This window comes from Bradyrhizobium sp. Bra78, from assembly GCF_024519855.1.
GTDB classification, from domain to species: Bacteria; Pseudomonadota; Alphaproteobacteria; order Rhizobiales; family Xanthobacteraceae; genus Bradyrhizobium; species Bradyrhizobium japonicum_G.
This window is the reverse complement of record NZ_JALJRE010000009.1, coordinates 247,582-268,831: the sequence shown is the minus strand read 5'-3', so window position 1 is coordinate 268,831 and position 21,250 is coordinate 247,582. Positions and strand designations below refer to the sequence as shown.

The 21,250-nt window shown below is 64.8% G+C and carries 18 protein-coding genes; 14 read left to right on the top strand and 4 right to left on the bottom strand.

The genetic code is table 11. The features are described 5' to 3' along the window. Positions 1–62: 62 nt before the first annotated feature. Both OC450_RS21530 and trmB read left to right on the top strand, forming a co-directional pair. Positions 63–1,220 (top strand): M20 family metallopeptidase, encoded by a 1,158-nt coding sequence (locus OC450_RS21530; RefSeq protein ID WP_211383905.1) that lies wholly within the window; start codon positions 63–65, stop codon positions 1,218–1,220. Further along, positions 1,217–1,927, top strand: a complete 711-nt coding sequence (trmB, locus tag OC450_RS21525; RefSeq protein WP_211383904.1) for a tRNA (guanosine(46)-N7)-methyltransferase TrmB — start codon at positions 1,217–1,219, stop codon at positions 1,925–1,927. The genes OC450_RS21530 and trmB overlap by 4 nt, the downstream gene beginning before the upstream one ends. On the opposite strand, the gene OC450_RS21520 is transcribed toward trmB, so the two are convergent. Beyond that, complete coding sequence (locus OC450_RS21520) at positions 1,924–3,006, bottom strand: DUF2336 domain-containing protein (RefSeq protein ID WP_211383903.1); 1,083 nt, start codon at positions 3,004–3,006, stop codon at positions 1,924–1,926. The genes trmB and OC450_RS21520 overlap by 4 nt on opposite strands. A gap of 362 nt (positions 3,007–3,368) precedes the next feature. Here OC450_RS21520 and rimP point away from each other — a divergent pair, with 362 nt between their 5' ends. The 9 genes from rimP to OC450_RS21475 all read left to right on the top strand — a co-directional run bounded on the left by rimP (position 3,369) and on the right by OC450_RS21475 (position 14,752). After that, positions 3,369–4,124, top strand: coding sequence for a ribosome maturation factor RimP (rimP, locus tag OC450_RS21515; protein WP_256807598.1), 756 nt, complete (start codon positions 3,369–3,371; stop codon positions 4,122–4,124). 2 nt (positions 4,125–4,126) lie between these two features. Then, positions 4,127–5,737 (top strand): transcription termination factor NusA, encoded by a 1,611-nt coding sequence (nusA, locus tag OC450_RS21510; RefSeq protein ID WP_211383901.1) that lies wholly within the window; start codon positions 4,127–4,129, stop codon positions 5,735–5,737. Positions 5,738–5,760: 23 nt separating this feature from the next. Next, the gene (locus OC450_RS21505) at positions 5,761–6,444 is read left to right on the top strand and encodes an RNA-binding protein (protein ID WP_256807597.1); all 684 of its coding nucleotides are present in this window, start codon (positions 5,761–5,763) and stop codon (positions 6,442–6,444) included. Between the two features lie 70 nt (positions 6,445–6,514). Then, positions 6,515–9,220 carry a translation initiation factor IF-2 gene (gene infB, locus OC450_RS21500; protein ID WP_211383899.1) on the top strand — a complete coding sequence of 902 codons (2,706 nt, stop codon included), beginning with the start codon at positions 6,515–6,517 and terminating at the stop codon, positions 9,218–9,220. 154 nt (positions 9,221–9,374) lie between these two features. Continuing rightward, positions 9,375–9,806 carry a 30S ribosome-binding factor RbfA gene (rbfA, locus tag OC450_RS21495; RefSeq protein ID WP_262048596.1) on the top strand — a complete coding sequence of 144 codons (432 nt, stop codon included), beginning with the start codon at positions 9,375–9,377 and terminating at the stop codon, positions 9,804–9,806. Continuing rightward, a complete protein-coding gene (truB, locus tag OC450_RS21490; RefSeq protein ID WP_211383897.1) occupies positions 9,803–10,921 on the top strand; it encodes a tRNA pseudouridine(55) synthase TruB in 1,119 nt (372 codons plus the stop codon). Before rbfA ends, truB begins: the two co-directional genes overlap by 4 nt. A 2-nt stretch (positions 10,922–10,923) precedes the next feature. Beyond that, positions 10,924–11,193: a 30S ribosomal protein S15 gene (gene rpsO, locus OC450_RS21485; RefSeq protein WP_008131787.1), complete on the top strand. Its 270-nt coding sequence runs from the start codon at positions 10,924–10,926 to the stop codon at positions 11,191–11,193. A gap of 463 nt (positions 11,194–11,656) precedes the next feature. Further along, entirely contained in the window at positions 11,657–13,813 is a 2,157-nt protein-coding gene (gene pnp, locus OC450_RS21480) for a polyribonucleotide nucleotidyltransferase (RefSeq protein WP_211383896.1), read from the top strand. 207 nt (positions 13,814–14,020) lie between these two features. Next, positions 14,021–14,752 (top strand): superoxide dismutase, encoded by a 732-nt coding sequence (locus OC450_RS21475; protein ID WP_315986395.1) that lies wholly within the window; start codon positions 14,021–14,023, stop codon positions 14,750–14,752. A gap of 69 nt (positions 14,753–14,821) precedes the next feature. Here the strand turns inward: OC450_RS21475 and katG are convergent, their stop codons facing one another. Continuing rightward, complete coding sequence (gene katG / locus OC450_RS21470; RefSeq protein WP_262048595.1) at positions 14,822–16,987, bottom strand: catalase/peroxidase HPI; 2,166 nt, start codon at positions 16,985–16,987, stop codon at positions 14,822–14,824. Positions 16,988–17,101: 114 nt separating this feature from the next. On the opposite strand from katG, the gene OC450_RS21465 reads away from it, so the two are divergent. From OC450_RS21465 to OC450_RS21455, 3 genes are read left to right on the top strand one after another with little or no spacing between them, the layout of a single operon-like run. Beyond that, positions 17,102–18,028 (top strand): hydrogen peroxide-inducible genes activator, encoded by a 927-nt coding sequence (locus OC450_RS21465; protein ID WP_211383894.1) that lies wholly within the window; start codon positions 17,102–17,104, stop codon positions 18,026–18,028. A 7-nt stretch (positions 18,029–18,035) separates the two neighbouring features. Beyond that, entirely contained in the window at positions 18,036–18,500 is a 465-nt protein-coding gene (locus OC450_RS21460; protein ID WP_211383893.1) for a GNAT family N-acetyltransferase, read from the top strand. Beyond that, entirely contained in the window at positions 18,497–19,093 is a 597-nt protein-coding gene (locus OC450_RS21455; protein WP_211383892.1) for a glutathione S-transferase family protein, read from the top strand. Before OC450_RS21460 ends, OC450_RS21455 begins: the two co-directional genes overlap by 4 nt. A 9-nt stretch (positions 19,094–19,102) precedes the next feature. Here OC450_RS21455 and fabI read toward each other — a convergent pair whose 3' ends face one another. Both fabI and fabB read right to left on the bottom strand, forming a co-directional pair. Next, entirely contained in the window at positions 19,103–19,903 is an 801-nt protein-coding gene (fabI, locus tag OC450_RS21450; RefSeq protein ID WP_211383891.1) for an enoyl-ACP reductase FabI, read from the bottom strand. A gap of 101 nt (positions 19,904–20,004) precedes the next feature. Beyond that, entirely contained in the window at positions 20,005–21,228 is a 1,224-nt protein-coding gene (fabB, locus tag OC450_RS21445; protein WP_211383890.1) for a beta-ketoacyl-ACP synthase I, read from the bottom strand. Positions 21,229–21,250 lie beyond the last annotated feature (22 nt).

Here is a 21,250-nt window from a genome sequence, read left to right as displayed (position 1 = left end):
GACTGCGTCAAATCTGGCCTATGTCGTCATTTGCGGCCGCGTTTTGATGCGCATCCGCTCCGATGATGCGATACAAGGGCACAGATGCACTCATGATCAGCTCCAATTGGTTCGATTCCCAAACTATTCTCGATGGCATCCGCAGCTGGGTCGAGATCGAGACGCCGACGGACTCGCCTGAACAGGTCAACAAGCTGATCTCCGTGGTCGCGGAGCAATACCGCGATCTGCCTGTCACGCTCGAGCGTGTCGCCGGCGTCGATGGCTGCGGCGATCATCTCGTGGTGCGCTCGACCTGGGGCCAGGACCGGCCGGGCATCCTCGTGCTGAGCCACCTCGATACCGTCCATCCGATGGGATTCATCACGCGCCTGCCGTTCAAGGTCGAAGGCGACAGCGCGTTCGGTCCGGGCATCTACGACATGAAGGGCGGCGCCTACATCGCACATCATGCCTTTGGTGCGCTCTGCGCCACCGCCGATCGCTCGCCGCTCGGCATCACCCACCTGTTCACCTCCGACGAGGAGATCGGCAGCCCCACCTCACGCACACTGATCGAGACGGAAGGCCGCAAGGCCAAATATGTGCTGGTGACGGAGCCGGCGCGCGACGGCGGCAAGATCGTCACCGGCCGCAAGGGTGTCGGGCGATTCGAGGTCTTCATCAAAGGCGTGCCCGCACATGCCGGCACGCGGCCCGAGGACGGCCGCAGTGCGATCCGCGAGCTTGCCAATGTCATCCTGGCGCTCGAAGCGATGAACGATCCGGCCCGCGGCGTTACCGTCAATGTCGGCGTGGTGCGCGGCGGCACGCGGCCCAACGTGACGCCGGAAGAAGCCCATGCCGAAATCGACCTGCGCGTGCTGAGCCTTGAGGACGCGGACGAATTCGTCGGCAGGATTCTCGCCCTGACGTCGAAGACGGATGGCGTCACCGTCAGTGTCACGGGCGGGCTCAATCGTCCGCCTTACGAGAAGAGCAATGCCGGCGCCTCGCTGTACGAGCATGCGAAGACGCTCGCCACCGAGATCGGCTTCGAGCTGGTCGACACCCACACCGGCGGCGGCTCGGACGGCAATTTCACAGCCGCGCACACCGCGACGCTCGACGGGCTCGGCGTCGACGGCAAGGGCGCCCACACCCATTATGAGCAGCTCTATGTCTCGTCGCTCGCGCCGAGGGCGCGGCTGCTCCATCGCCTCTACCAGACGCTGCGATGATCGAACGCAAATCGGATCCCGATCGCGACGACAGCGAGCGCGCCTTTTTCGGGCGCCGCAAGGGCCACAAGCTGCGGCAGCACCAGGCCGAGCTGATCGATCATCTGCTGCCGCATCTCGCGCTCGACATCGACGGTGAGGCGCCGGCGAATGCCGGCGAGATCTTCGATCCCGCGGCGGACGATGTGCGGCTCGAGATCGGCTTTGGCGGCGGCGAGCATCTTGCGGCCGAAGCGCAGAGCTTCTCCACGACCGGCTTCATCGGCTGCGAGCCCTATGTCAACGGCATGGCGAAAATCCTCGCGCAGATCGAGGCGACCAACATCGGTAACATCCGCCTGTTCGCAGGCGATGCCGCCGAGCTCCTGGCCTGGCTGCCCAAAGCCTCGCTGTCGCGGATCGACCTGATCCATCCCGATCCCTGGCCGAAACGGCGGCACTGGAAGCGGCGCTTCGTCCAGGACCGGACCATCGCCGCGATGGCGCGCGTGCTGAAAGCCGGCGGCGAATTCCGTTTCGTCTGCGACATCGACGATTACTGCGCCTGGACGCTGTCGCATCTGGCGCGCTCGGTGGATTTCGTCTGGCTGGCGGAGCGCGCCGACGATTTCCGGCAGCCATGGGCCGGCTACACCATGACGCGCTACGGCCGGAAGGCTGCACGCGAGGGCCGCAAGGCGGCCTATCTGCGATTCAAGCGGCTCTAGATCGTCTGCCGGTTGCGCCAGAAATTCACGACGCGCTCGGCAGTGGCCGGCATCAGGCGCGTGAAGTTCACGCGCGCCTGCTCGATATCGGCATCGGCTGGCGTGCGATTCGGGCCGTACCACATCAGGATCAGTGCGCGCACCGTCGGCCAGCCGAGATTCAGCACGCGACCCAGAACCAGAATCGGATCGTAGCGGTCACCGGCGATCAGGCGGTCGAGAACCGAGAGGCGGACGCCGGACATCGCCGAGAGCGAGGCGATGGACTCCTCGTATTTGTGCGCCTTGGCGAAGCTGAGCAGCGCGCTCTCGCCGAGATGGCCGCCGCGATGCAAGGCCAGCACCGTGCGCTGTGCCGCGGAGAAATCGCGGCGCGGCCCCGGCGGCAGTGCCGCCTCCTCGATCGCCGCCATGGCGCGCTTGATCTCGACCTGGCGCGCGGGATTGACCACGCTCGAGAGGCGGCGGCGGATGACGTCGAGTGTGCCGTCGAGAAGCTGTTTCAGGTGCTCGCCGGAGAGATCGTTGCGCTGGCCGATCCTGAGCGTCAGCACGCCGTCCTGCGCGGCGCGCTTGATCAGCTCGGAATAACCATCGGGCGAGAACGCCGCGCCGGCATTGCCCGCGGCGCGGCGCACCACGTCGCGATCGCCGCGCTCGACCAGCACGTCGGTGACGACAGCGGACAGCAGGGGGCGCTCGGTCATCGCCAGCAGATGGCCCTGGCCCTTCAGCCGCGCGATCTCGACGAGAGCGGCGTCGTCGAGCACGGGCGAATGGCGCAGCACGGGGCCAGCCACCATGATCTCGTTTTCACGCGCGAGCTGGCTCACCAGATGCCGCGGCGCGTTGTTCAGGCGCGAGAAGCGTTCGGCGAGATCGACGCGCGAGGCGAGCTCGGCATGCGGGACGAGATCGATCAGCAGATTGTCGAAGAGATCGACGAGATCGGGACGGAGCTTCTCGGCGTCCTGGAAGAACAATTGGGCGATCGCGCTCGCGATCTCGCCGCGCCGCCGCGGGTCGCCGCGTTTGACGATATCGTCCAGTCCGGGAATGAGCGACGTGGCAACGGTCATGAAAACGCAAACTCGTACAGGGCACGCCGCGGGTGCGCCCTTGGTCCAAGCCGCCCCACGATCGGGGAATTTAGGCCCCGGAGGTGAAGGAAGCGTTGCGCGAGGGGCCGCGGACCGGACGCAAAAAGCCTCGCCCGCCCTGCGATGGGCCTTGTCCGGGAGGGCGGAAAGGGCTATATCAGCGCCAATTCATCTTCTCATACGATCCGCGTAGTGAGAGTGGGCCCGAAAGGACCCGCTCTTTTTTATTACCTGAACGCGGCTTGGTGGGAGATGCAGCCGACGCGCTGTCGGGAAAGTTCCGCAGCGGGCTTTCAAACTTCTTAACCAAGCCTTATCCAACGAGCGCCTTGACCTCTGATATGACCGAACCGAACCCTGGTTCCACGGATGCCGAATTGCTGGCAGAGCCGAGGCTCGTGGTCGAGCCGGGCGTGGCGGCACGGGTGTCCGCGGTCGCAGGCCCGGTGCTCGAGGGCATGGGCTACCGTCTGGTGCGGATCCGCATTTCGGCGGAATCCGGCTGCACCGTGCAGATCATGGCCGAGCGGCCGGACGGTTCGATGCAACTCGAGGATTGCGAGGCGATTTCGCGGGCGCTGTCGCCGGTGCTCGACGTCGCCGACCCGATCGATCGCGCCTATCGGCTGGAAATCTCCTCGCCGGGGATCGACCGCCCGCTGGTGCGGCGCTCCGATTTCGAGCGTTATTACGGCTATCTGGTGAAGATCGACATGGCCGTCGCCCATGAGGGACGGAAGCGGTTCCGCGGCACGCTCGGTGCCGTCGAAGGCGACCGCGTGCACCTGCATCGCGAGGACGTCAAGGCGGGCGATAGTCCCGACGTTCTCCTGACCATGGAAGACATCGGCGAGGCACGGCTCGTGCTCACCGACGAGCTGATCGCGGAATCCATGCGCCGCGGCAAGGCCGAGGAGCGCAAGATGCGCCGCGATCTCGGGCTGGAGCCGCCGGCTGCGCCGCACGCGGAGATCAGCGCGAAGATCACCAAGAACACCAAGCCGAAGAAGAAGCCGGCCCCGACCAACACAAAGAAGCATCGCCTGGCCGCCGAACGCGCGCGACGGGGCGAGATCGAGCCTGACGAAGGAGACTAGCCATGGCAGTCAGCGCCAATCGACTTGAACTGCTCCAGATCGCCGATGCCGTCGCGCGCGAGAAATCGATCGACCGCGGCATCGTCATCGCGGCGATGGAGGACGCCATCGCCAAGGCGGCCCGGGCACGTTACGGCAGCGAAACTGACGTTCACGCCGAGATCGACCCGAAGAAGGGCGAGCTGCGGCTGTCGCGCCACATGCTGGTGGTCGAGAAGGTCGAAAACCACTCGAACCAGATCTCGCTGGTGGATGCGCAGCGCGCCAATCCCGGCGCCCAGGTCGGCGACACCATCGCCGACACCCTGCCGCCGCTGGAATACGGCCGCATCGCCGCGCAATCGGCCAAGCAGGTGATCGTGCAGAAGGTGCGCGAGGCCGAGCGTGACCGGCAATATCAGGAATTCAAGGACCGCATCGGCGACATCGTCAACGGCGTGGTCAAGCGCGTCGAATATGGCAGCGTGATCGTCGACCTCGGCCGCGGCGAGGCCATCATCCGCCGCGACGAGATGCTGCCGCGCGAAGTGTTCCGCAACGGCGACCGCGTCCGCGCCTACATCTTCGACGTCCGCCGCGAGACCCGCGGCCCGCAGATCTTCCTGTCCCGCACCCATCCCCAGTTCATGGCGAAACTGTTCGCGCAGGAGGTGCCCGAGATCTATGACGGCATCGTCGAGATCAAGGCGGTCGCCCGCGATCCCGGCTCGCGCGCGAAAATCGGCGTGATTTCCCGCGATTCTTCGGTCGATCCGGTCGGCGCCTGCGTCGGCATGCGCGGCTCGCGCGTGCAGGCGGTGGTGAACGAATTGCAGGGCGAGAAGATCGACATCATCCCCTGGTCGCCCGACATCGCGACCTTCGTGGTCAACGCGCTGGCGCCGGCCGAAGTCTCCAAGGTCGTCATCGACGAGGACCGCGAGCGCATCGAGGTCGTCGTGCCCGACACCAACAACCAGCTCTCGCTGGCAATCGGCCGCCGCGGCCAGAACGTGCGTCTGGCCTCGCAGCTCACCGGCTGGGACATCGACATCCTGACCGAGCAGGAGGAATCGGAGCGCCGCCAGGCCGACTTCGAGAATTCCACCCGAGTCTTCATGGAATCGCTCAATGTCGACGAAGTCGTCGGCCAATTGCTGGCGTCCGAAGGCTTCACCTCGGTCGAGGAACTCGCGATGGTGGACCTCAAGGAACTCGCAGGCATCGAGGGCTTCGACGAGGAGACCGCGCAGGAGCTCCAGAACCGTGCCCGCGAATATCTCGAGCAGCAGGAAGCCGAGATCGAAGCCAAGCGCAAGGAGCTCGGTGTCGAGGACGCCGTCAAGGACGTGCCCGGCGTCACCTCCAAGATGCTGGTGAAGTTCGGCGAGAACGACATCAAGACCGTCGACGACCTCGCCGGCTGCGCCACCGACGATCTGGTCGGCTGGACCGAGCGCAAGGAAGGCGGCGAGCAGACCAAGTTCGCCGGCGCGCTCGATGGTCTCGACGTCTCCCGCGACGATGCGGAAGCCATGATCATGCAGGCGCGCGTCAAGGCCGGCTGGATCACCGAGGCTGACTTGGCCAAGCCGGCCGAAGAGGCTGAGGCGGCTGAAGATCAGCCGGCTTAAGGGCAAAGGAGAATGCCGCTCGGATGCTCGCAGATACTGACCACGATCTCGACAATGGCCCGCGGACCGAAAGGTCCGCGACCATGCGGATGTGCGCGGTCAGCCGCGAGGTCCGGCCGATCGACGAGCTGATCCGCTTCGTCGTCTCGCCCCAAGGCGATATAGTTCCCGATCTCAAGCGCAAGCTGCCGGGACGCGGCATGTGGGTCACCGCCTCGCGCGAGGTGGTTGCGGAAGCCGTGCGGCGTCACCATTTTGGTAGGGCCTTCAAGCGCGAGTTGCGCATTCCCCAGACGCTTCCCGCCGATATCGAGGCGCTCCTGGTTCGGAGCGTGACCGAAGCCCTTGGGATTGCCGCCAAGGCGGGCCAGATCGTGGCCGGCTTCGGCAAGGTCGAAAGCGCGCTTCGGGAAGGCACGGTCGAGGTCCTGATCCACGCCAGCGAGGGGGCCGCGGACGGAATCCGCAAATTGGACACGCTGGCGCGTCAAAACGGCGGAAATCGCGGCGGCAAGCCGCAGATTCCCGTCGTTACCGCACTGAAATCGATAGAATTGGATTTGGCACTTACCCGGTCAAATGTGATACATGCTGCCCTGCTCGCGGGCCCGGCGAGCAAGTCATTCCTGTCACGTAGCCAGATGCTGGTCCGATACCGGATGGCGGACGCTGACAAGACTGCCGAAAAGCCCGGCCAGGATTTCTGAGAGACAACGACGACCCGATAGGACGGTGCGGCAACGCACAACGCTAACAGATCAGGATTAGGACTGCTGAATGGTTGATACCAAGACCCCTGACGACAAGAAGCTGAGCGTTCCGAGCAAGACGCTATCGCTCAAGCCGCGCGTCGAAACGGGCACTGTGCGCCAGAGCTTCAGCCATGGCCGCAGCAAGCAGGTCGTGGTCGAGAAGCGCGGCAAGCGCCGGATCGACGGCAGCCCCGAGCCGCAGGCGCCCACGGTTGTTGCAAAGCCGGCACCGGCTGCGCCAGCGCCGTCTCGCCCCGCCCCGCCCGCCCAGCCGCGCAACGCCGGATCCGGCGTGGTGCTGCGTACGCTGACCGAGGACGAACGTTCCGCCCGCGCCAGCGCGCTGGCCGATGCCAAGGTGCGCGAAGTCGAAGAGCGCCGCCATGCCGAGGAAGAGGCCCAGCGCCGCGCTGTCCGCGAAAACGCCGAGCGCGCCGAGCGCGAGGCCGCCGAAGCCCGCCGCAAGGCCGAGGATGAGCGTCACCGCCACGAAGAGGAAGCCCGGCGCAAGGCCGAAACCGAGGCCAAGAAGCGCTTTGGCGAAGGCGAGCAACCGCAATCCGCGGCGCGCCCTGCAGCGACGGCCTCGGCTGCTCCTGCACCGCGGCCCGGAGCACCTGCGGCCCGGCCCGGGACGACCACCACGGCCCGCCCCGGAACGACGACGGCGCGGCCTGGAACGACCACGCAGCGGCCGGGAGGCCCGGTGGGCCGCGCCCCCGCTGTCGCAGCCGGACCGGACGAGGACGAGGGTCCGCGCCAGATCCGCCGCGGCCCCGGCGGCGCTGCGCGGCCTGTGGTAGCCCCCAAGCCCACCCACAAGCCCGGCCCGCAGAAGGAGCGCGGCCGCCTGACGGTCGTCACCGCATTCAATGCCGACGACGTCCGCGAGCGCTCGATCGCCTCGTTTCGCCGCCGCACCCAGCGCCTGAAGGGCCATGCCGCGAACGAGCCGAAGGAAAAGCTCATCCGCGAGGTGATCATTCCGGAAGCGATCACGATCCAGGAGCTCGCCAACCGCATGGCCGAGCGTGCGGTCGACGTCATCCGCATGCTGATGAAGCAGGGCGCGATGCACAAGATCACCGACGTGATCGACGCCGACACCGCGCAGCTGATCGCCGAAGAGCTGGGTCACACCGTCAAGCGCGTTGCCGCGTCCGACGTTGAAGAAGGCCTGTTCGACGCCATCGAGGATTCCACCGACACCGAGACGCGTTCGCCTGTGGTGACCGTGATGGGCCACGTCGACCACGGCAAGACCTCGCTGCTCGACGCGCTCCGCCATGCCAACGTCGTCTCCGGCGAAGCCGGCGGCATCACCCAGCACATCGGCGCCTATCAGGTGCTGTCGCCCGAAAGCGGCAAGAAGATCACCTTCATCGACACGCCCGGCCACGCCGCGTTCACCGCGATGCGCGCCCGCGGCGCCAAGGTGACCGACATCGTCGTGCTGGTGGTTGCGGCCGATGACGGCGTCATGCCGCAGACGATCGAAGCCATCAACCACGCCAAGGCGGCGCGGGTGCCGATCATCGTTGCCATCAACAAGATCGACAAGCCCGACGCCAAGCCAGAGCGCGTGCGCACCGAGCTGCTCCAGCACGAGGTGCAGGTGGAATCCTTCGGCGGCGAAGTCGTCGACGTCGAAGTGTCCGCCAAGAACAAGACCAATCTCGACAAGCTGCTCGAGATGATCGCGCTCCAGGCCGACATTCTCGACCTCAAGACCAATTCGGATCGCCCGGCCGAAGGCACCGTGATCGAGGCCAAGCTCGACCGCGGCCGTGGTCCGGTCGCGACCGTGCTGGTTCAGCGCGGCACGCTCCGTGTCGGAGACATCATCGTCGCCGGCGCCGAAATGGGCCGCGTCCGCGCGCTGATCTCGGATCAGGGCGACACGGTGCAGGAGGCGGGTCCTTCGGTGCCGGTCGAGGTGCTCGGCTTCAACGGTCCGCCGGAAGCCGGCGATCGTCTCGCCGTGGTCGAGAACGAAGCCCGCGCCCGCCAGGTCACCAGCTACCGCGCGCACCAGAAGCGCGAGAACGCGGCTGCCTCGATCTCCGGCATGCGCGGCTCGCTCGAGCAGATGATGTCGCAGTTGAAGACCGCGGGCCGCAAGGAATTCCCGCTGATCATCAAGGCCGACGTGCAGGGCTCGCTGGAAGCGATCCTCGGCTCGCTGGAGAAGCTCGGCACCGACGAAGTCGCCGCGCGCATCCTGCATGCCGGTGTCGGCGGCATCTCGGAATCCGACGTGACGCTCGCGGAAGGCTTCAACGCCGCGATCATCGGCTTCTCGGTTCGTGCCAACAAGGAGGCCGCTGCGGCCGCCAAGCGCAACGGCATTGAGATCCGCTACTACAACATCATCTACGACCTCGTGGACGACGTGAAGAAGGCCATGAGCGGCCTGCTCGCGCCGACCTTGCGCGAAACCATGCTGGGCAATGCCGCGATCCTGGAGATCTTCAACATCTCCAAGGTCGGCAAGGTCGCCGGCTGCCGCGTCACCGACGGCACCGTGGAACGCGGCGCCAATGTGCGCCTGATCCGCGACAACGTCGTCGTGCACGAAGGCAAGCTGTCGACGCTGAAGCGCTTCAAGGACGAAGTGAAGGAAGTCCAGTCCGGTCAGGAATGCGGCATGGCCTTCGAGAACTACCACGACATGCGCGCCGGTGACGTGATCGAGTGTTACCGCGTGGAGACGATCCAGCGCTCCCTGTAAGTCCAAATCTTACCGAAGCGCACGGATCTTTTTGAGCTGAAATAGCGAGAGTGCGGTGGCCGGATTTTTTCCGGCCATCCGCCTCTCATTCGTTTCAACAGGACAAATGACAATGCCCGTGTCCCAAACGCGGGCATGACGAGGTGATTTCCAGATGCCCCGCCATCATCAGAAGAAGAGTTCCGCGCCGGGCGGCTCGCAACGCCAGTTGCGCGTCGGCGAGCAGGTTCGCCATGCGATGGCCGAGATTCTGGCGCAAGGCAATGTGCATGATGCGGACCTCGAAGGTCACATCATCACCGTGCCGGAGGTGCGGATGTCGCCCGACCTGAAGCTCGCAACAGTCTATGTGATGCCGCTCGGTGGCCGCGACACCGGGATCATCATCGCTGCGCTCGACCGCAACAAGAAATTCCTGCGCGGCGAGGTCGCGCGGCGCGTTAACCTGAAATTTGCACCTGACCTTCGCTTCCGCGTCGACGAACGATTCGACGAAGCGGAACGGATCGAGAAGCTTTTGCGAACACCTGCGGTGCAGAAGGACCTGGAACAGGATCCGGATTCGGATCGGGAAGAAGAGCAATGACGATGGACCCGGCTCACGGCACGATCGGCGGCGAAGAGACCGATCAGCGCGACGCGCAGAAAAATAATTTTGCGGACATGAGCGGCAATTCGCAGCCGGATCAGGAGCAGCGCCGCGTCAACAACGATCCGCGCGCAGGCAAGCAGAAGGGCAACCAGCCGCGCCGCGACCGGCGCGACGTCCATGGCTGGGTCGTGCTCGACAAGCCGATCGGCATGACCTCGACGCAGGCGGTCGCCGTGCTCAAGCGCCTTTTCAACGCCAAGCGCGCCGGTCATGCCGGTACGCTCGATCCGCTCGCCTCCGGCGGCCTGCCGATCGCGCTCGGCGAGGCCACCAAGACCGTCCCCTTCGTCATGGACGGCCGCAAGCGCTACCAGTTCACCGTGTGCTGGGGCGAGGAGCGCGACACCGACGACATCGAGGGCCGGGTGACCGCGATCTCCGACCAGCGCCCGACACGGGAGGCCATTCTGGCCCTGCTGCCCCGCTTCACCGGCGTGATCGAGCAGATCCCGCCGCGCTATTCCGCGATCAAGGTCCAGGGCGAGCGCGCCTACGATCTCGCCCGCGACGGCGAGATCGTGGAACTGGCTCCCCGCCCGGTCGAGATTCACCATTTAACCCTTGTAGATCAACCGGATAACGACCGGTCCGTGTTCGAGGCGGAGTGCGGCAAGGGCACCTATGTCCGCGCGCTGGCCCGCGATATGGGCCGGATTCTCGGGACTTACGGTCATATCTGCGCGCTGCGGCGGACCCTGGTCGGCCCATTTGACGAAAACGACATGATTCCGCTGGATCAGCTGGAGGCTTTGTGCGATAGAGCCGCGTCCGGCGAGGGCAGCCTCGCCGACGCGCTTATGCCCGTTGAGACCGCGCTGGACGACATCCCGGCACTGGCCGTCACTCGGGCTGATGCGGCAAGGCTCCATCGGGGCCAGGCCGTTTTGTTGCGCGGACGGGATGCGCCCACTTGTAGCGGCACAGTCTATGTCACGGTGGCAGGCCGGCTTCTCGCGCTTGCTGAAGTTGGCAATGGCGAAATCATCCCCAAGCGTGTGTTCAACCTGACCGGCCTGACTGCCAGCTCCGGTCGCAACGAGAGAAATTGACGATGTCGATTGCCGCAGAACGCAAAGCGGAAGTCATCAAGACGAATGCCAACAAGGCCGGCGACACCGGCTCGCCCGAGGTTCAGGTCGCGATCCTGTCGGAACGCATCAACAACCTCACCAACCATTTCAAGACCCACGTGAAGGACAACCATTCGCGTCGCGGCCTCTTGAAGCTGGTTTCGACCCGCCGTTCGCTGCTCGATTACCTCAAGAAGAGGGACGAGGCGCGGTACAAGGCACTGCTCGAGAAGCACAACATTCGTCGTTAAGAGTTCTTGCGCGCGCCAACGGCGCGCGTTTTTGCGCGTGGTTTCGAACGAAAGCGTTTGTTCAAAGGTTTTTGATCGAGGCTGCGTGCGCGTCGGGTGCGGGCCCAAAGCGCGATAAGAATCGCACTTTGGATTGTTGTTTGAGCATGATCTTGTCGGAAAACCGCTTCGCACTTTTCCGGATCATACTCGAGTGACGATTCGTATCCGGGGCATGATCGGCGAAGACCGCGGTTCGGTGTTCGCGTTCGTGCCGACTGACAGTCCAGCGGCAATCCGGCGGCTGGGCAAAACGGGCAAGGCGCCCGTATGACCCGAAGGGATGGACGCCATCCGAAATCCAAAAACCATGGCAGGATCGCAGGACGCTGATCGCCCTCTTCGATCAACGTCCCGCAATCTTGCGCATGGTTTTTGTTTTTCGATCCGTCCTTCTTTCGAGAACCCATGAAAGAAGACATCTATGTTCAATAAGCATTCGGTCGAGATCGACTGGGGTGGACGTCCCCTCAAGCTGGAAACCGGCAAGATCGCGCGCCAGGCCGACGGCGCCGTCGTCGCCACCTATGGCGAGACGGTGGTGCTCGCCACCGTCGTCGCGGCGAAGTCGCCGCGCGAAGGCGTCGACTTCCTGCCGCTGACCGTCGACTACCAGGAAAAGACCTACGCCGCGGGCCGCATTCCCGGCGGCTATTTCAAGCGCGAGGGCCGTCCGACCGAGAAGGAGACGCTGGTCTCCCGCCTGATCGACCGTCCGATCCGCCCGCTGTTCGTCGACGGCTGGCGCAACGAGACCCAGGTGATCGTCACCGTGCTGTCGCACGACATGGAGAACGATCCCGATATCGTCGCGCTGGTGGCCTCGTCGGCTGCGCTGACCCTGTCGGGCGCTCCGTTCAAGGGCCCGATCGGCGCCGCGCGCGTCGGCTTCGCCAATGACGAGTTCATCCTCAACCCGACGCTCGACGAGATGGTCGACACCCAGCTCGACCTCGTCGTGGCCGGCACCGCCGACGCCGTGCTGATGGTGGAATCGGAAGCCAAGGAACTGAACGAAGACATCATGCTCGGCGCGGTCATGTTCGGTCACCGTCACTTCCAGCCGGTGATCAACGCGATCATCGAGCTTGCCGAGAAGGCCGCGAAGGAACCGCGCGAAGTCACCGTGATCGACAATTCGGCGCTCGAAAAGGAAATGCTCGGCATGGTCGAGCAGGAGCTGCGCGCCGCCTACGCCATTCCGGTCAAGCAGGATCGCTACGCCGCGGTCGGCAAGGTCAAGGAAAAGGTGATCGCGCACTACTTCCCCGAAGGGCAGGAGCCGAAATACGACAAGCTGCGCATCGGCGGCGTGTTCAAGGAGCTCGAAGCCAAGATCGTTCGCTGGAACATCCTCGACACCGGCAAGCGCATCGACGGGCGCGACAGCAAGACCGTGCGCAACATCATCGCCGAAGTCGGCGTGCTGCCCCGCGCCCACGGCTCGGCACTGTTCACCCGCGGCGAGACCCAGGCGGTGGTCGTGACCACGCTCGGCACCGGCGAGGACGAGCAGTACATCGACGCGCTGTCGGGAACGTACAAAGAGACGTTCCTGCTGCACTACAACTTCCCTCCCTACTCGGTCGGCGAGACCGGCCGCCTCGGCGGCACCAAGCGCCGCGAGATCGGCCACGGCAAGCTGGCCTGGCGCGCGATCCATCCGGTGCTGCCGCCGCATCACGAGTTTCCGTACACGATCCGCGTGGTCTCGGAGATCACCGAATCCAACGGTTCCTCGTCGATGGCTTCGGTCTGCGGCGCCTCGCTCGCGCTGATGGACGCCGGCGTTCCGCTGAAGCGGCCGACCGCGGGCATCGCGATGGGCCTGATCCTCGAAGACAAGCGCTTCGCGGTTCTCTCCGACATCCTCGGTGACGAAGATCATCTCGGCGACATGGACTTCAAGGTCGCCGGCACGGAAGCGGGCATCACCTCGCTCCAGATGGACATCAAGATCGAGGGCATCACCGAAGAGATCATGAAGGTCGCGCTCGGCCAGGCCAAGGATGGGCGTATCCACATCCTCGGCGAAATGGCCAAGGCACTCACCAACGCCCGTGCCGAGCTCGGCGAATATGCGCCGCGCATCGAGACCTTCAAGATCGCCACCGACAAGATCCGCGAAGTGATCGGCACCGGCGGCAAGGTGATCCGCGAGATCGTCGAGAAGACCGGCGCCAAGGTCAACATCGAGGACGACGGCACCGTGAAGGTCGCCTCCAGCGACGGCGAGGCGATGAAGGCCGCGATCAAGTGGATCAAGTCGATCGCCTCCGATCCGGAAGTCGGCCAGATCTATGACGGCACCGTCGTCAAGGTGATGGAGTTCGGCGCCTTCGTGAACTTCTTCGGCTCCAAGGACGGTCTCGTCCACATCAGCCAGCTCGCTTCGGCGCGCGTGCAGAAGACCTCCGATGTCGTCAAGGAAGGCGACAAGGTCAAGGTCAAGCTGCTCGGCTTCGACGACCGCGGCAAGACCCGCCTGTCGATGAAGGTGGTCGACCAGACCACCGGCGAAGACCTCGAAGGCAAGGGCGGCGACGGCGAGAAGGCCCCGCGCGAAGCGGCCGGCGAGTAATCGCTCGGGACCATCGGAAACACGAGGGGCGGCCGAGAGGCCGCCCTTTTTATTGGCCGTCAGCAGCCTGCATCACCGGAATGGCAATGCGCGATTCCGCCGCAGCGTCACAATGACTGCGATCGAAACCGGCGATGGTCGCTGCTGCGTACCTGTTGTCACGGCCGTCCGCCGTATCGGCGGATCGTCCCCAGACAGGAGAACCACATGTCATCCCTATCCCGGCGCCGTCTCATGGTCGCTGCAACCGGCCTCGTCGCGACTGCTGCTGCCCCGCGCCTCCTGTTCGCGCAGGCTGCCATGGCGGCCGCAGGTCCGTTCAAGCTAGAACCGCTGGCCTATCCGGCGAACGCGCTGGAACCGCATATCGATGCCAAGACGATGGAGATCCATCACGACCGCCATCACCAGGCGTTCATCACCAACCTGAACAATTTCGCCAAGGACAATCCGCAGCTCGCGGAAAAGCCGGTCGGCGAAGTGCTGGGCAATCTCGGCGCCGTGCCGGAAGCGATCCGCACCGGCGTCCGCAACAGCATGGGCGGCCACGCCAATCACACGATGTTCTGGCAGATCATGGGGCCGAACGGCGACAAGCCGGAAGGTGCCCTGCTCGCTGCAATCGACAGCGATCTAGGCGGCATGGAAAAATTCCAGACCGACTTCAACGCCGCCGGCGGGCGCGTGTTCGGCTCGGGCTGGGTGTTCGTGACTGTCGGCAAGGATGGCAAGCTCGCGATCGAGACGCGCCCCAACCAGGACAATCCGATGATGGACGGCAAGCGCGCGCTGCTCGGTAACGACGTCTGGGAGCACGCCTATTACCTGAACTACCAGAACCGTCGCGCCGATTATCTCAAGGCATGGTGGAACACGGTGAACTGGAAGGTCGTGAGCGAACGTTTTACAGCCGCCAAGGCCGGCACACTCGACGTGTGACGACGATCCGGGCCAACGAAAAAGGGCGACCTCTCGGCCGCCCTTTTGTTTATCGCTTGCTGATCGGGATCAGGCCGCGATGTCGTACCGGTCGAGGTTCATCACCTTGGTCCAGGCCTTGGCGAAGTCATTGACGAACTGCTCCTTGGAATCCGAAGTGGCATAGACCTCGGCGTAGGCGCGAAGCTGCGAGTGCGCACCGAAGATCAGGTCGGCGCGCGTGCCGGTCCACTTCACCGCATTGGTCTTGCGGTCGCGGGCCTCGTAGGTGCCGTCAGCCGCCGCCGTCCACTGCGCACCCATGTCGAGCAGGTTGACGAAGAAGTCGTTGCTGAGCGTGCCCACCTTGGCGGTGAGAACACCGTGCTTCGAACCGTTCGCGTTGGCGCCGAGCACACGCAGGCCGCCGACGAGCACGGTCAGTTCGGGACCGGAGAGCTTCAACAGCTGCGCGCGATCGACGAGGGCTTCTTCCTGCTGCAGGAATTGATGCCGCTTGCCGACGTAGTTGCGGAAGCCATCGGCCCGCGGCTCCAGCGGAGCAAAGGATGCAGCGTCGGTCTGCTCCTGCGAGGCATCCATGCGACCCGGCGTGAAGCCGACCTTCACGTCGACGCCGCCATCCTTCGCGGCCTTCTCGACCGCGGCGGTGCCGCCGAGCACGATCAGGTCCGCAAGCGAGACCTTCTTCGCACCGGCCGAGGCGTTGAACTCCTTCTGGATCGCTTCGAGCTTGCCCAGAACCTTCGAGAGCTGGGCCGGCTGGTTCACCTCCCAGTCCTTCTGCGGGGCAAGGCGGATGCGTGCGCCGTTGGCGCCGCCGCGCTTGTCGGAGCCGCGGAACGTCGAGGCCGACGCCCATGCGGTCGAGACCAGCTCGGAGACCGAGAGGCCCGAAGCCAGGATCTTGGTCTTCAGCGCGGCGATGTCCTGATCGCTGGCCAGCTCGTGATTCACCGCCGGAATCGGGTCCTGCCAGATCAGCGTCTCCTTCGGCACCAGCGGGCCGAGATAGCGCTGGATCGGTCCCATGTCGCGGTGGGTGAGCTTGAACCAGGCGCGGGCAAAGGCGTCCGCGAACTGATCCGGGTTCTCCAGGAAGCGACGCGAGATCTTCTCATAGGCCGGATCGAAGCGCAGCGAGAGGTCGGTCGTCAGCATCGTCGGCCGGTGCTTCTTCGACTTGTCGAACGCATCGGGAATGATCGCATCGGCGCCCTTCGCCGTCCACTGGTTCGCGCCGCCCGGGCTCTTCGTCAGCTCCCATTCGAAATTGAACAGGTTCTCGAAGAAATTGTTGCTCCACTTCGTCGGCGTCTTGGTCCATGTCACCTCGAGTCCGCTGGTGATGGAATCGCCAGCCAGGCCCGACGCGTGCTTGCTCTTCCAGCCGAGGCCCTGATCCTCGAGCGCGCCCGCTTCCGGCTCCGGTCCGACCAGCGACGGATCGCCCGCGCCGTGGGTCTTGCCAAAACTGTGGCCGCCGGCGATCAGCGCGACGGTTTCCTCGTCGTTCATCGCCATGCGGGCGAACGTCTCGCGGATGTCCTTGGCCGCGGCGACCGGATCCGGCTTGCCGTTCGGGCCTTCCGGGTTGACGTAGATGAGGCCCATCTGCACCGCGCCGAGCGGTTCGGCGAGTTCGCGTTCGCCACTGTAGCGCTCATCGCCCAGCCACGTGCCTTCGGGACCCCAATAGAGCTCTTCCGGCTCCCAGACGTCGGCGCGGCCACCGGCGAAACCGAACGTCTTGAAGCCCATCGACTCCAGCGCGACATTGCCGGCGAGCACCATCAGATCGGCCCAGGAGAGCTTGCGGCCGTATTTCTGCTTGATCGGCCAGAGCAGCCGACGCGCCTTGTCGAGATTGGCGTTGTCAGGCCAGCTGTTGAGCGGGGCGAACCGCTGCTGACCGGCGCCGGCGCCACCGCGACCGTCGGTGGTGCGATAGGTGCCTGCGCTGTGCCAGGCCATGCGGATCATCAGGCCGCCATAGTGGCCGAAGTCGGCGGGCCACCATTCCTGCGAATCCGTCATCAGAGCGGTCAGGTCCTTGATGACCGCGTTGAGGTCGAGCGACTTGAATTCCCTGGCGTAGTCGAACTCCTTGCCCATCGGATCGGACAGGCCGGAATTCTTGTGCAGCATCTCGATGCTGAGCTGGGTTGGCCACCAATCGCGGTTCGCCGGCACGCGTTTTCCACCCGAAAACGGGCACTTTGAAGTGTCGTCCATGAATACCTCCTCTGGTGGCGTCGAACTCGCGCCTTTGACCAGGTCAAACCACTCTAGGCCTCCCATTCCATCAGGGGAAGTTGACTTTAATGATCGCTGCGATAGGATTTTCTGATGGCCAACGTGACGATGCGCCAGCTCAGGTATTTCGACGCGCTGGCGCGTCACGGCCATTTCGGCCGCGCGGCGGAGGCAAGCGCCATCTCGCAGCCGGCCCTGTCGATGCAGATCAAGGAACTCGAGGAGGCGCTCGGCGGCCTGCTGCTGGAGCGCAGCGCCCGCCAGGTGGCGCTGACCCGGTTCGGCGAAGAGCTCGCGCCACGCGTCCGCGACATCCTGCGCTCGGTCGATGAGCTCGGCGATTTCGCGCGCGCCTCGCAGGACCGCTTTGCGGGCCGGCTGCGGATCGGCATGATCCCGACGATCGCGCCCTATCTGCTGCCCAAGATCACCAAGAATCTCACGCGCATGCATCCCGAGCTGGACATCCGCGTGCGCGAGACGATGACGCCGCGGCTGATCCAGGAACTGGTGGAAGGCCGGCTCGATACCGCCATCGTCGCGCTGCCGGTGTCCGAACCCTCGCTCACCGAGGTCGCGCTGTTCGACGAGAAATTCTTGCTGGTGCGGCCGGGTTCCGATGAAGGCACGCCGGTGCCGTCGCGGGAGATGATGCGCGAGATGCGGCTGTTGCTGCTCGAAGAAGGCCACTGCTTCCGCGATCAGGCGCTGTCCTTCTGCAACATGCAATCGGCGCCGCCGCGCGAGATGCTGGACGCGAATTCGCTGTCGACGCTGGTGCAGATGGTCAGCGCCGGCATCGGCGTGACCTTGATTCCCGAGATGGCCGTGCCGGTGGAGACGCGATCGGCCTCGGTCTCGCTGGCGCGTTTCCGCGACCCGCAGCCGTCGCGCACCATCGGCATGGTCTGGCGCAAGACCAGCCCGCTGGCTCGGCAACTCCTGCAAATCTCCGAAGTGGTGTGCCTGTCGGCCGGCAAGGCGCGCGCACGGCCATCCGTGCGCAGTCAGCGGGCTTGACGCGGCGATGTCGCATCCGATCATCCGCCCAGCCCGCGCCGACGAATATGACGAGGTCGGCCGCGTCTGGATGGAAAGCTGGGTCTCGACCGGGCTCGGCGAAGCGAGCGCCTTCCTGCTGGCAAACCTGCGTGCGCGGATCCACCGCGAGATAGAGGCCGGCTGGAGCCTGTTCGTCGCCGACGACAACGGCACGCTCGCGGCGATGCTGGCGCTGCATCTGCCGAAGCTCTATCTCGACATGCTGTTCGTCGCCCCCGCCTATCAGGGGCAATCGCTCGGCCGCCAATTGCTCGCTTTCACGCGCACGCAAATGCCCGACGAGATGTACCTGCGCTGCGTCCGCGAGAACGAAAAAGCCTGGCGCTGGTACGAGCGCGAGGGTTTTGTGTTCGAGAAGGAAGAGATCGAGCCCTCGAACGGGTTCATGATGAAGTATTACCGGTGGAAGAACAAAGGAAACGCGCCATGATCAAACTCTACTGGTCGCCGCGCTCGCGTTCGTTCTCGACGCTCTGGCTGATGGAGGAGAGCGGACTGCCCTATGAGCGCGTGCTGACGGACATTTCGACGGGCGCGCAGAAGGCGCCGGACTATTTGAAGATCAATCCGATGGGCAAGGTGCCGGCGCTGACCGACGGCGATGCCGCGCTCGGCGAAGCCGCCGCTATCTGCGCCTATATCGCCGATCGCTATCCGGATACGAAGCTCGCGCCAGACGTGACCGATCCGCGCCGCGCGCGTTACCTGCAATGGCTGTTCTTCTCGCCAAGCTGCATCGAACCCGCCATCATCCAGATCTTCACCAGGATCGAGATCCCGACATCGACCGCGGCCTGGGGCAGCGCGACGCAGGTCTTCGACGTGCTGGAAGCCGCGCTTGCCAAGGGGCCGTGGATCCTCGGCGAGGAGTTTTCGGCCGCCGACATCACGATCGGCTCGGGCCTGAATTTCGCGGTGCGCGTGTTCAAGATGGTGCCGTCGCGCCCGGCCTTCGATGCCTATATCGCACGCTGCATGGCGCGTCCGGCGTTCCAGCGCGGAGAGAAGATCGCGGCGGGGTAGCGGACCGCCCTAATCCGACGTTTTCAAATCGTCCGGCCTCGGCATCAGCACGGTGTTGTAGCCGGAATCGACATAGTGGATCTCGCCGGTCACGCCGCCGGAGAGATCCGACAGCAGATACAGCGCCGAGCCGCCAAGCTCGTCGAGCGTGACGCCGCGGCGGAGCGGCGAATGCTTTTGCATGAAGGCGAACATCGCGCGCGCCTCGCCGATGCCGGAGCCGGCGAGCGTGCGGATGGGACCGGCCGAGATCGCGTTGACGCGGATGCCGCGCGGTCCGAAATCGGAGGCGAGATAGCGCACCGAGGCTTCCAGCGCCGCCTTGGCGACGCCCATCACGTTGTAGTTCGGCATCGCGCGCTCCGAAGCGCCGAAGGTCAGCGTGACCATGCTGCCGCCCTCCGTCATCAGCTCCGCGGCACGCTTGGCGACTTCCGTGAAGGAGAAGCAGGAGATCACCATGGTGCGCGAAAAATTCTCGCGGCTGGTGTCGGCGTAACGGCCCTTCAGCTCGTTCTTGTCGGCAAAGCCGATCGCGTGGATCACGAAATCGAGCTGGCCCCACTTCTCGCGCAGCGCAGCGAAGGTGGCATCGACGCTGGCGATGTCCTCGACGTCGCAGGGCAACACCAGTTCCACGCCGAGAGACTCCGCCAGCGGCTTGACGCGCTTTCCCAGGGCCTCGCCCTGGAAGGTGAAGGCAAGCTCGGCGCCATGGGCATGCAGCGTCTTCGCCATACCCCAGGCGATCGAATGATCATTGGCGATCCCCATGATCAGACCGCGCTTGCCTTTCATCAAACCTTCCATTGCCTCGCAACTCCCATTATCCGAGGTCGTCGCTCACGCATGTGGGCGATACAATATTCTGGCGGCGATCATTGTAGGCCGGGAAACCGAAGGGTGCTGGCTCACACGTCCAGCCGGCTGAACACCAGCGTGGCGTTGGTGCCGCCGAAGCCGAAGGAGTTCGACAGCACGGTGCCGATTTTGACGTTGTCGATGCGCTTGCGCACGATCGGCATGTCGGCGAAGGCGGGATCGAGCTCCTGGATGTGAGCGCTCTCGCAGATGAAGCCGTTGTTCATCATCAGCAGTGAATAGATCGCTTCCTGCACGCCGGTTGCGCCCAGGGAGTGACCGGTCAGCGCCTTGGTCGCCGAGATCGGCGGACACTTGTCGCCATTTCCGAACACCCTGCGGAGCGCATCGATCTCCGGCGGATCGCCGGCCGGCGTCGATGTCGCGTGCGGATTGATGTAGTCGACCTTGGTCTTCACGGTCGACATTGCCATGCGCATGCAGCGCTCGGCGCCCTCGCCGGAGGGTGCGACCATGTCGTAGCCGTCGGACGTCGCGCCGTAACCGACGATCTCGCCGTAGATGCGCGCGCCGCGCGCCTTGGCATGCTCGAGCTCCTCCAGCACCAGCACGCCAGCGCCGCCGGCAATCACGAAGCCGTCGCGGTTGACGTCGTAGGGACGCGAGGCGGTGGCAGGCGTATCGTTGTACTTCGAGGACATCGCGCCCATGGCGTCGAACAGCACCGACAGCGACCAGTCCAGCTCTTCGCAGCCGCCGGCGAAGATGACGTCCTGCTTGCCGATCTGGATCGTCTCATAGGCGTTGCCGACGCAATGGTTCGACGTCGCACAGGCCGACGAGATCGAATAGTTCACGCCCTTGATCTTGAACCAGGTCGCAAGTGTCGCGGAGGCCGTGGACGACATCGCCTTCGGCACTGCAAACGGTCCGACGCGCTTCGGCCCCTTGGTGCGGGTGATGTCGGCAGCCTCGACGATGGTGCGGGCGGACGGACCGCCGGAGCCCATGATGATGCCGGTGCGGATATTGGAGATGTCGTCGGGCGACAGACCGGAATCCTGGATCGCCTGCTCCATCGCGACGTGATTCCAGGCAGCGCCCTGACCGAGGAAACGCATTGCGCGGCGGTCGACCACCGTCGAAGGATCGAGCGACGGCGCACCCTGCACCTGCGAGCGGAAGCCGAGCTCGGCATATTTCTCAGCCCGCGAAATGCCCGACTTCGCCTCGTGAAGGCTCGCAAGCACTTCCTGGGTGTTGTTTCCGATGGACGAAACGATGCCCATTCCGGTGACCACAACCCGCCTCATGACAGCCTCGCCTTACTCGTTG

What these genes read in the sequence shown, in the direction of transcription:
- OC450_RS21520 (WP_211383903.1), bottom strand. Translation starts at nt 3,006, where the DNA reads ATGACCGTTGCCACGTCGCTCATTCCCGGACTGGACGATATCGTCAAA.
- trmB (WP_211383904.1), top strand. Translation starts at nt 1,217, where the DNA reads ATGATCGAACGCAAATCGGATCCCGATCGCGACGACAGCGAGCGCGCC.
- truB (WP_211383897.1), top strand. Translation starts at nt 9,803, where the DNA reads ATGACGATGGACCCGGCTCACGGCACGATCGGCGGCGAAGAGACCGAT.
- OC450_RS21505 (WP_256807597.1), top strand. Translation starts at nt 5,761, where the DNA reads ATGCTCGCAGATACTGACCACGATCTCGACAATGGCCCGCGGACCGAA.
- infB (WP_211383899.1), top strand. Translation starts at nt 6,515, where the DNA reads ATGGTTGATACCAAGACCCCTGACGACAAGAAGCTGAGCGTTCCGAGC.
- OC450_RS21465 (WP_211383894.1), top strand. Translation starts at nt 17,102, where the DNA reads ATGGCCAACGTGACGATGCGCCAGCTCAGGTATTTCGACGCGCTGGCG.
- rbfA (WP_262048596.1), top strand. Translation starts at nt 9,375, where the DNA reads ATGCCCCGCCATCATCAGAAGAAGAGTTCCGCGCCGGGCGGCTCGCAA.
- fabB (WP_211383890.1), bottom strand. Translation starts at nt 21,228, where the DNA reads ATGAGGCGGGTTGTGGTCACCGGAATGGGCATCGTTTCGTCCATCGGA.
- fabI (WP_211383891.1), bottom strand. Translation starts at nt 19,903, where the DNA reads ATGGAAGGTTTGATGAAAGGCAAGCGCGGTCTGATCATGGGGATCGCC.
- katG (WP_262048595.1), bottom strand. Translation starts at nt 16,987, where the DNA reads ATGGACGACACTTCAAAGTGCCCGTTTTCGGGTGGAAAACGCGTGCCG.
- OC450_RS21530 (WP_211383905.1), top strand. Translation starts at nt 63, where the DNA reads ATGATGCGATACAAGGGCACAGATGCACTCATGATCAGCTCCAATTGG.
- rimP (WP_256807598.1), top strand. Translation starts at nt 3,369, where the DNA reads ATGACCGAACCGAACCCTGGTTCCACGGATGCCGAATTGCTGGCAGAG.
- OC450_RS21455 (WP_211383892.1), top strand. Translation starts at nt 18,497, where the DNA reads ATGATCAAACTCTACTGGTCGCCGCGCTCGCGTTCGTTCTCGACGCTC.
- OC450_RS21460 (WP_211383893.1), top strand. Translation starts at nt 18,036, where the DNA reads ATGTCGCATCCGATCATCCGCCCAGCCCGCGCCGACGAATATGACGAG.
- OC450_RS21475 (WP_315986395.1), top strand. Translation starts at nt 14,021, where the DNA reads ATGTCATCCCTATCCCGGCGCCGTCTCATGGTCGCTGCAACCGGCCTC.
- rpsO (WP_008131787.1), top strand. Translation starts at nt 10,924, where the DNA reads ATGTCGATTGCCGCAGAACGCAAAGCGGAAGTCATCAAGACGAATGCC.
- nusA (WP_211383901.1), top strand. Translation starts at nt 4,127, where the DNA reads ATGGCAGTCAGCGCCAATCGACTTGAACTGCTCCAGATCGCCGATGCC.
- pnp (WP_211383896.1), top strand. Translation starts at nt 11,657, where the DNA reads ATGTTCAATAAGCATTCGGTCGAGATCGACTGGGGTGGACGTCCCCTC.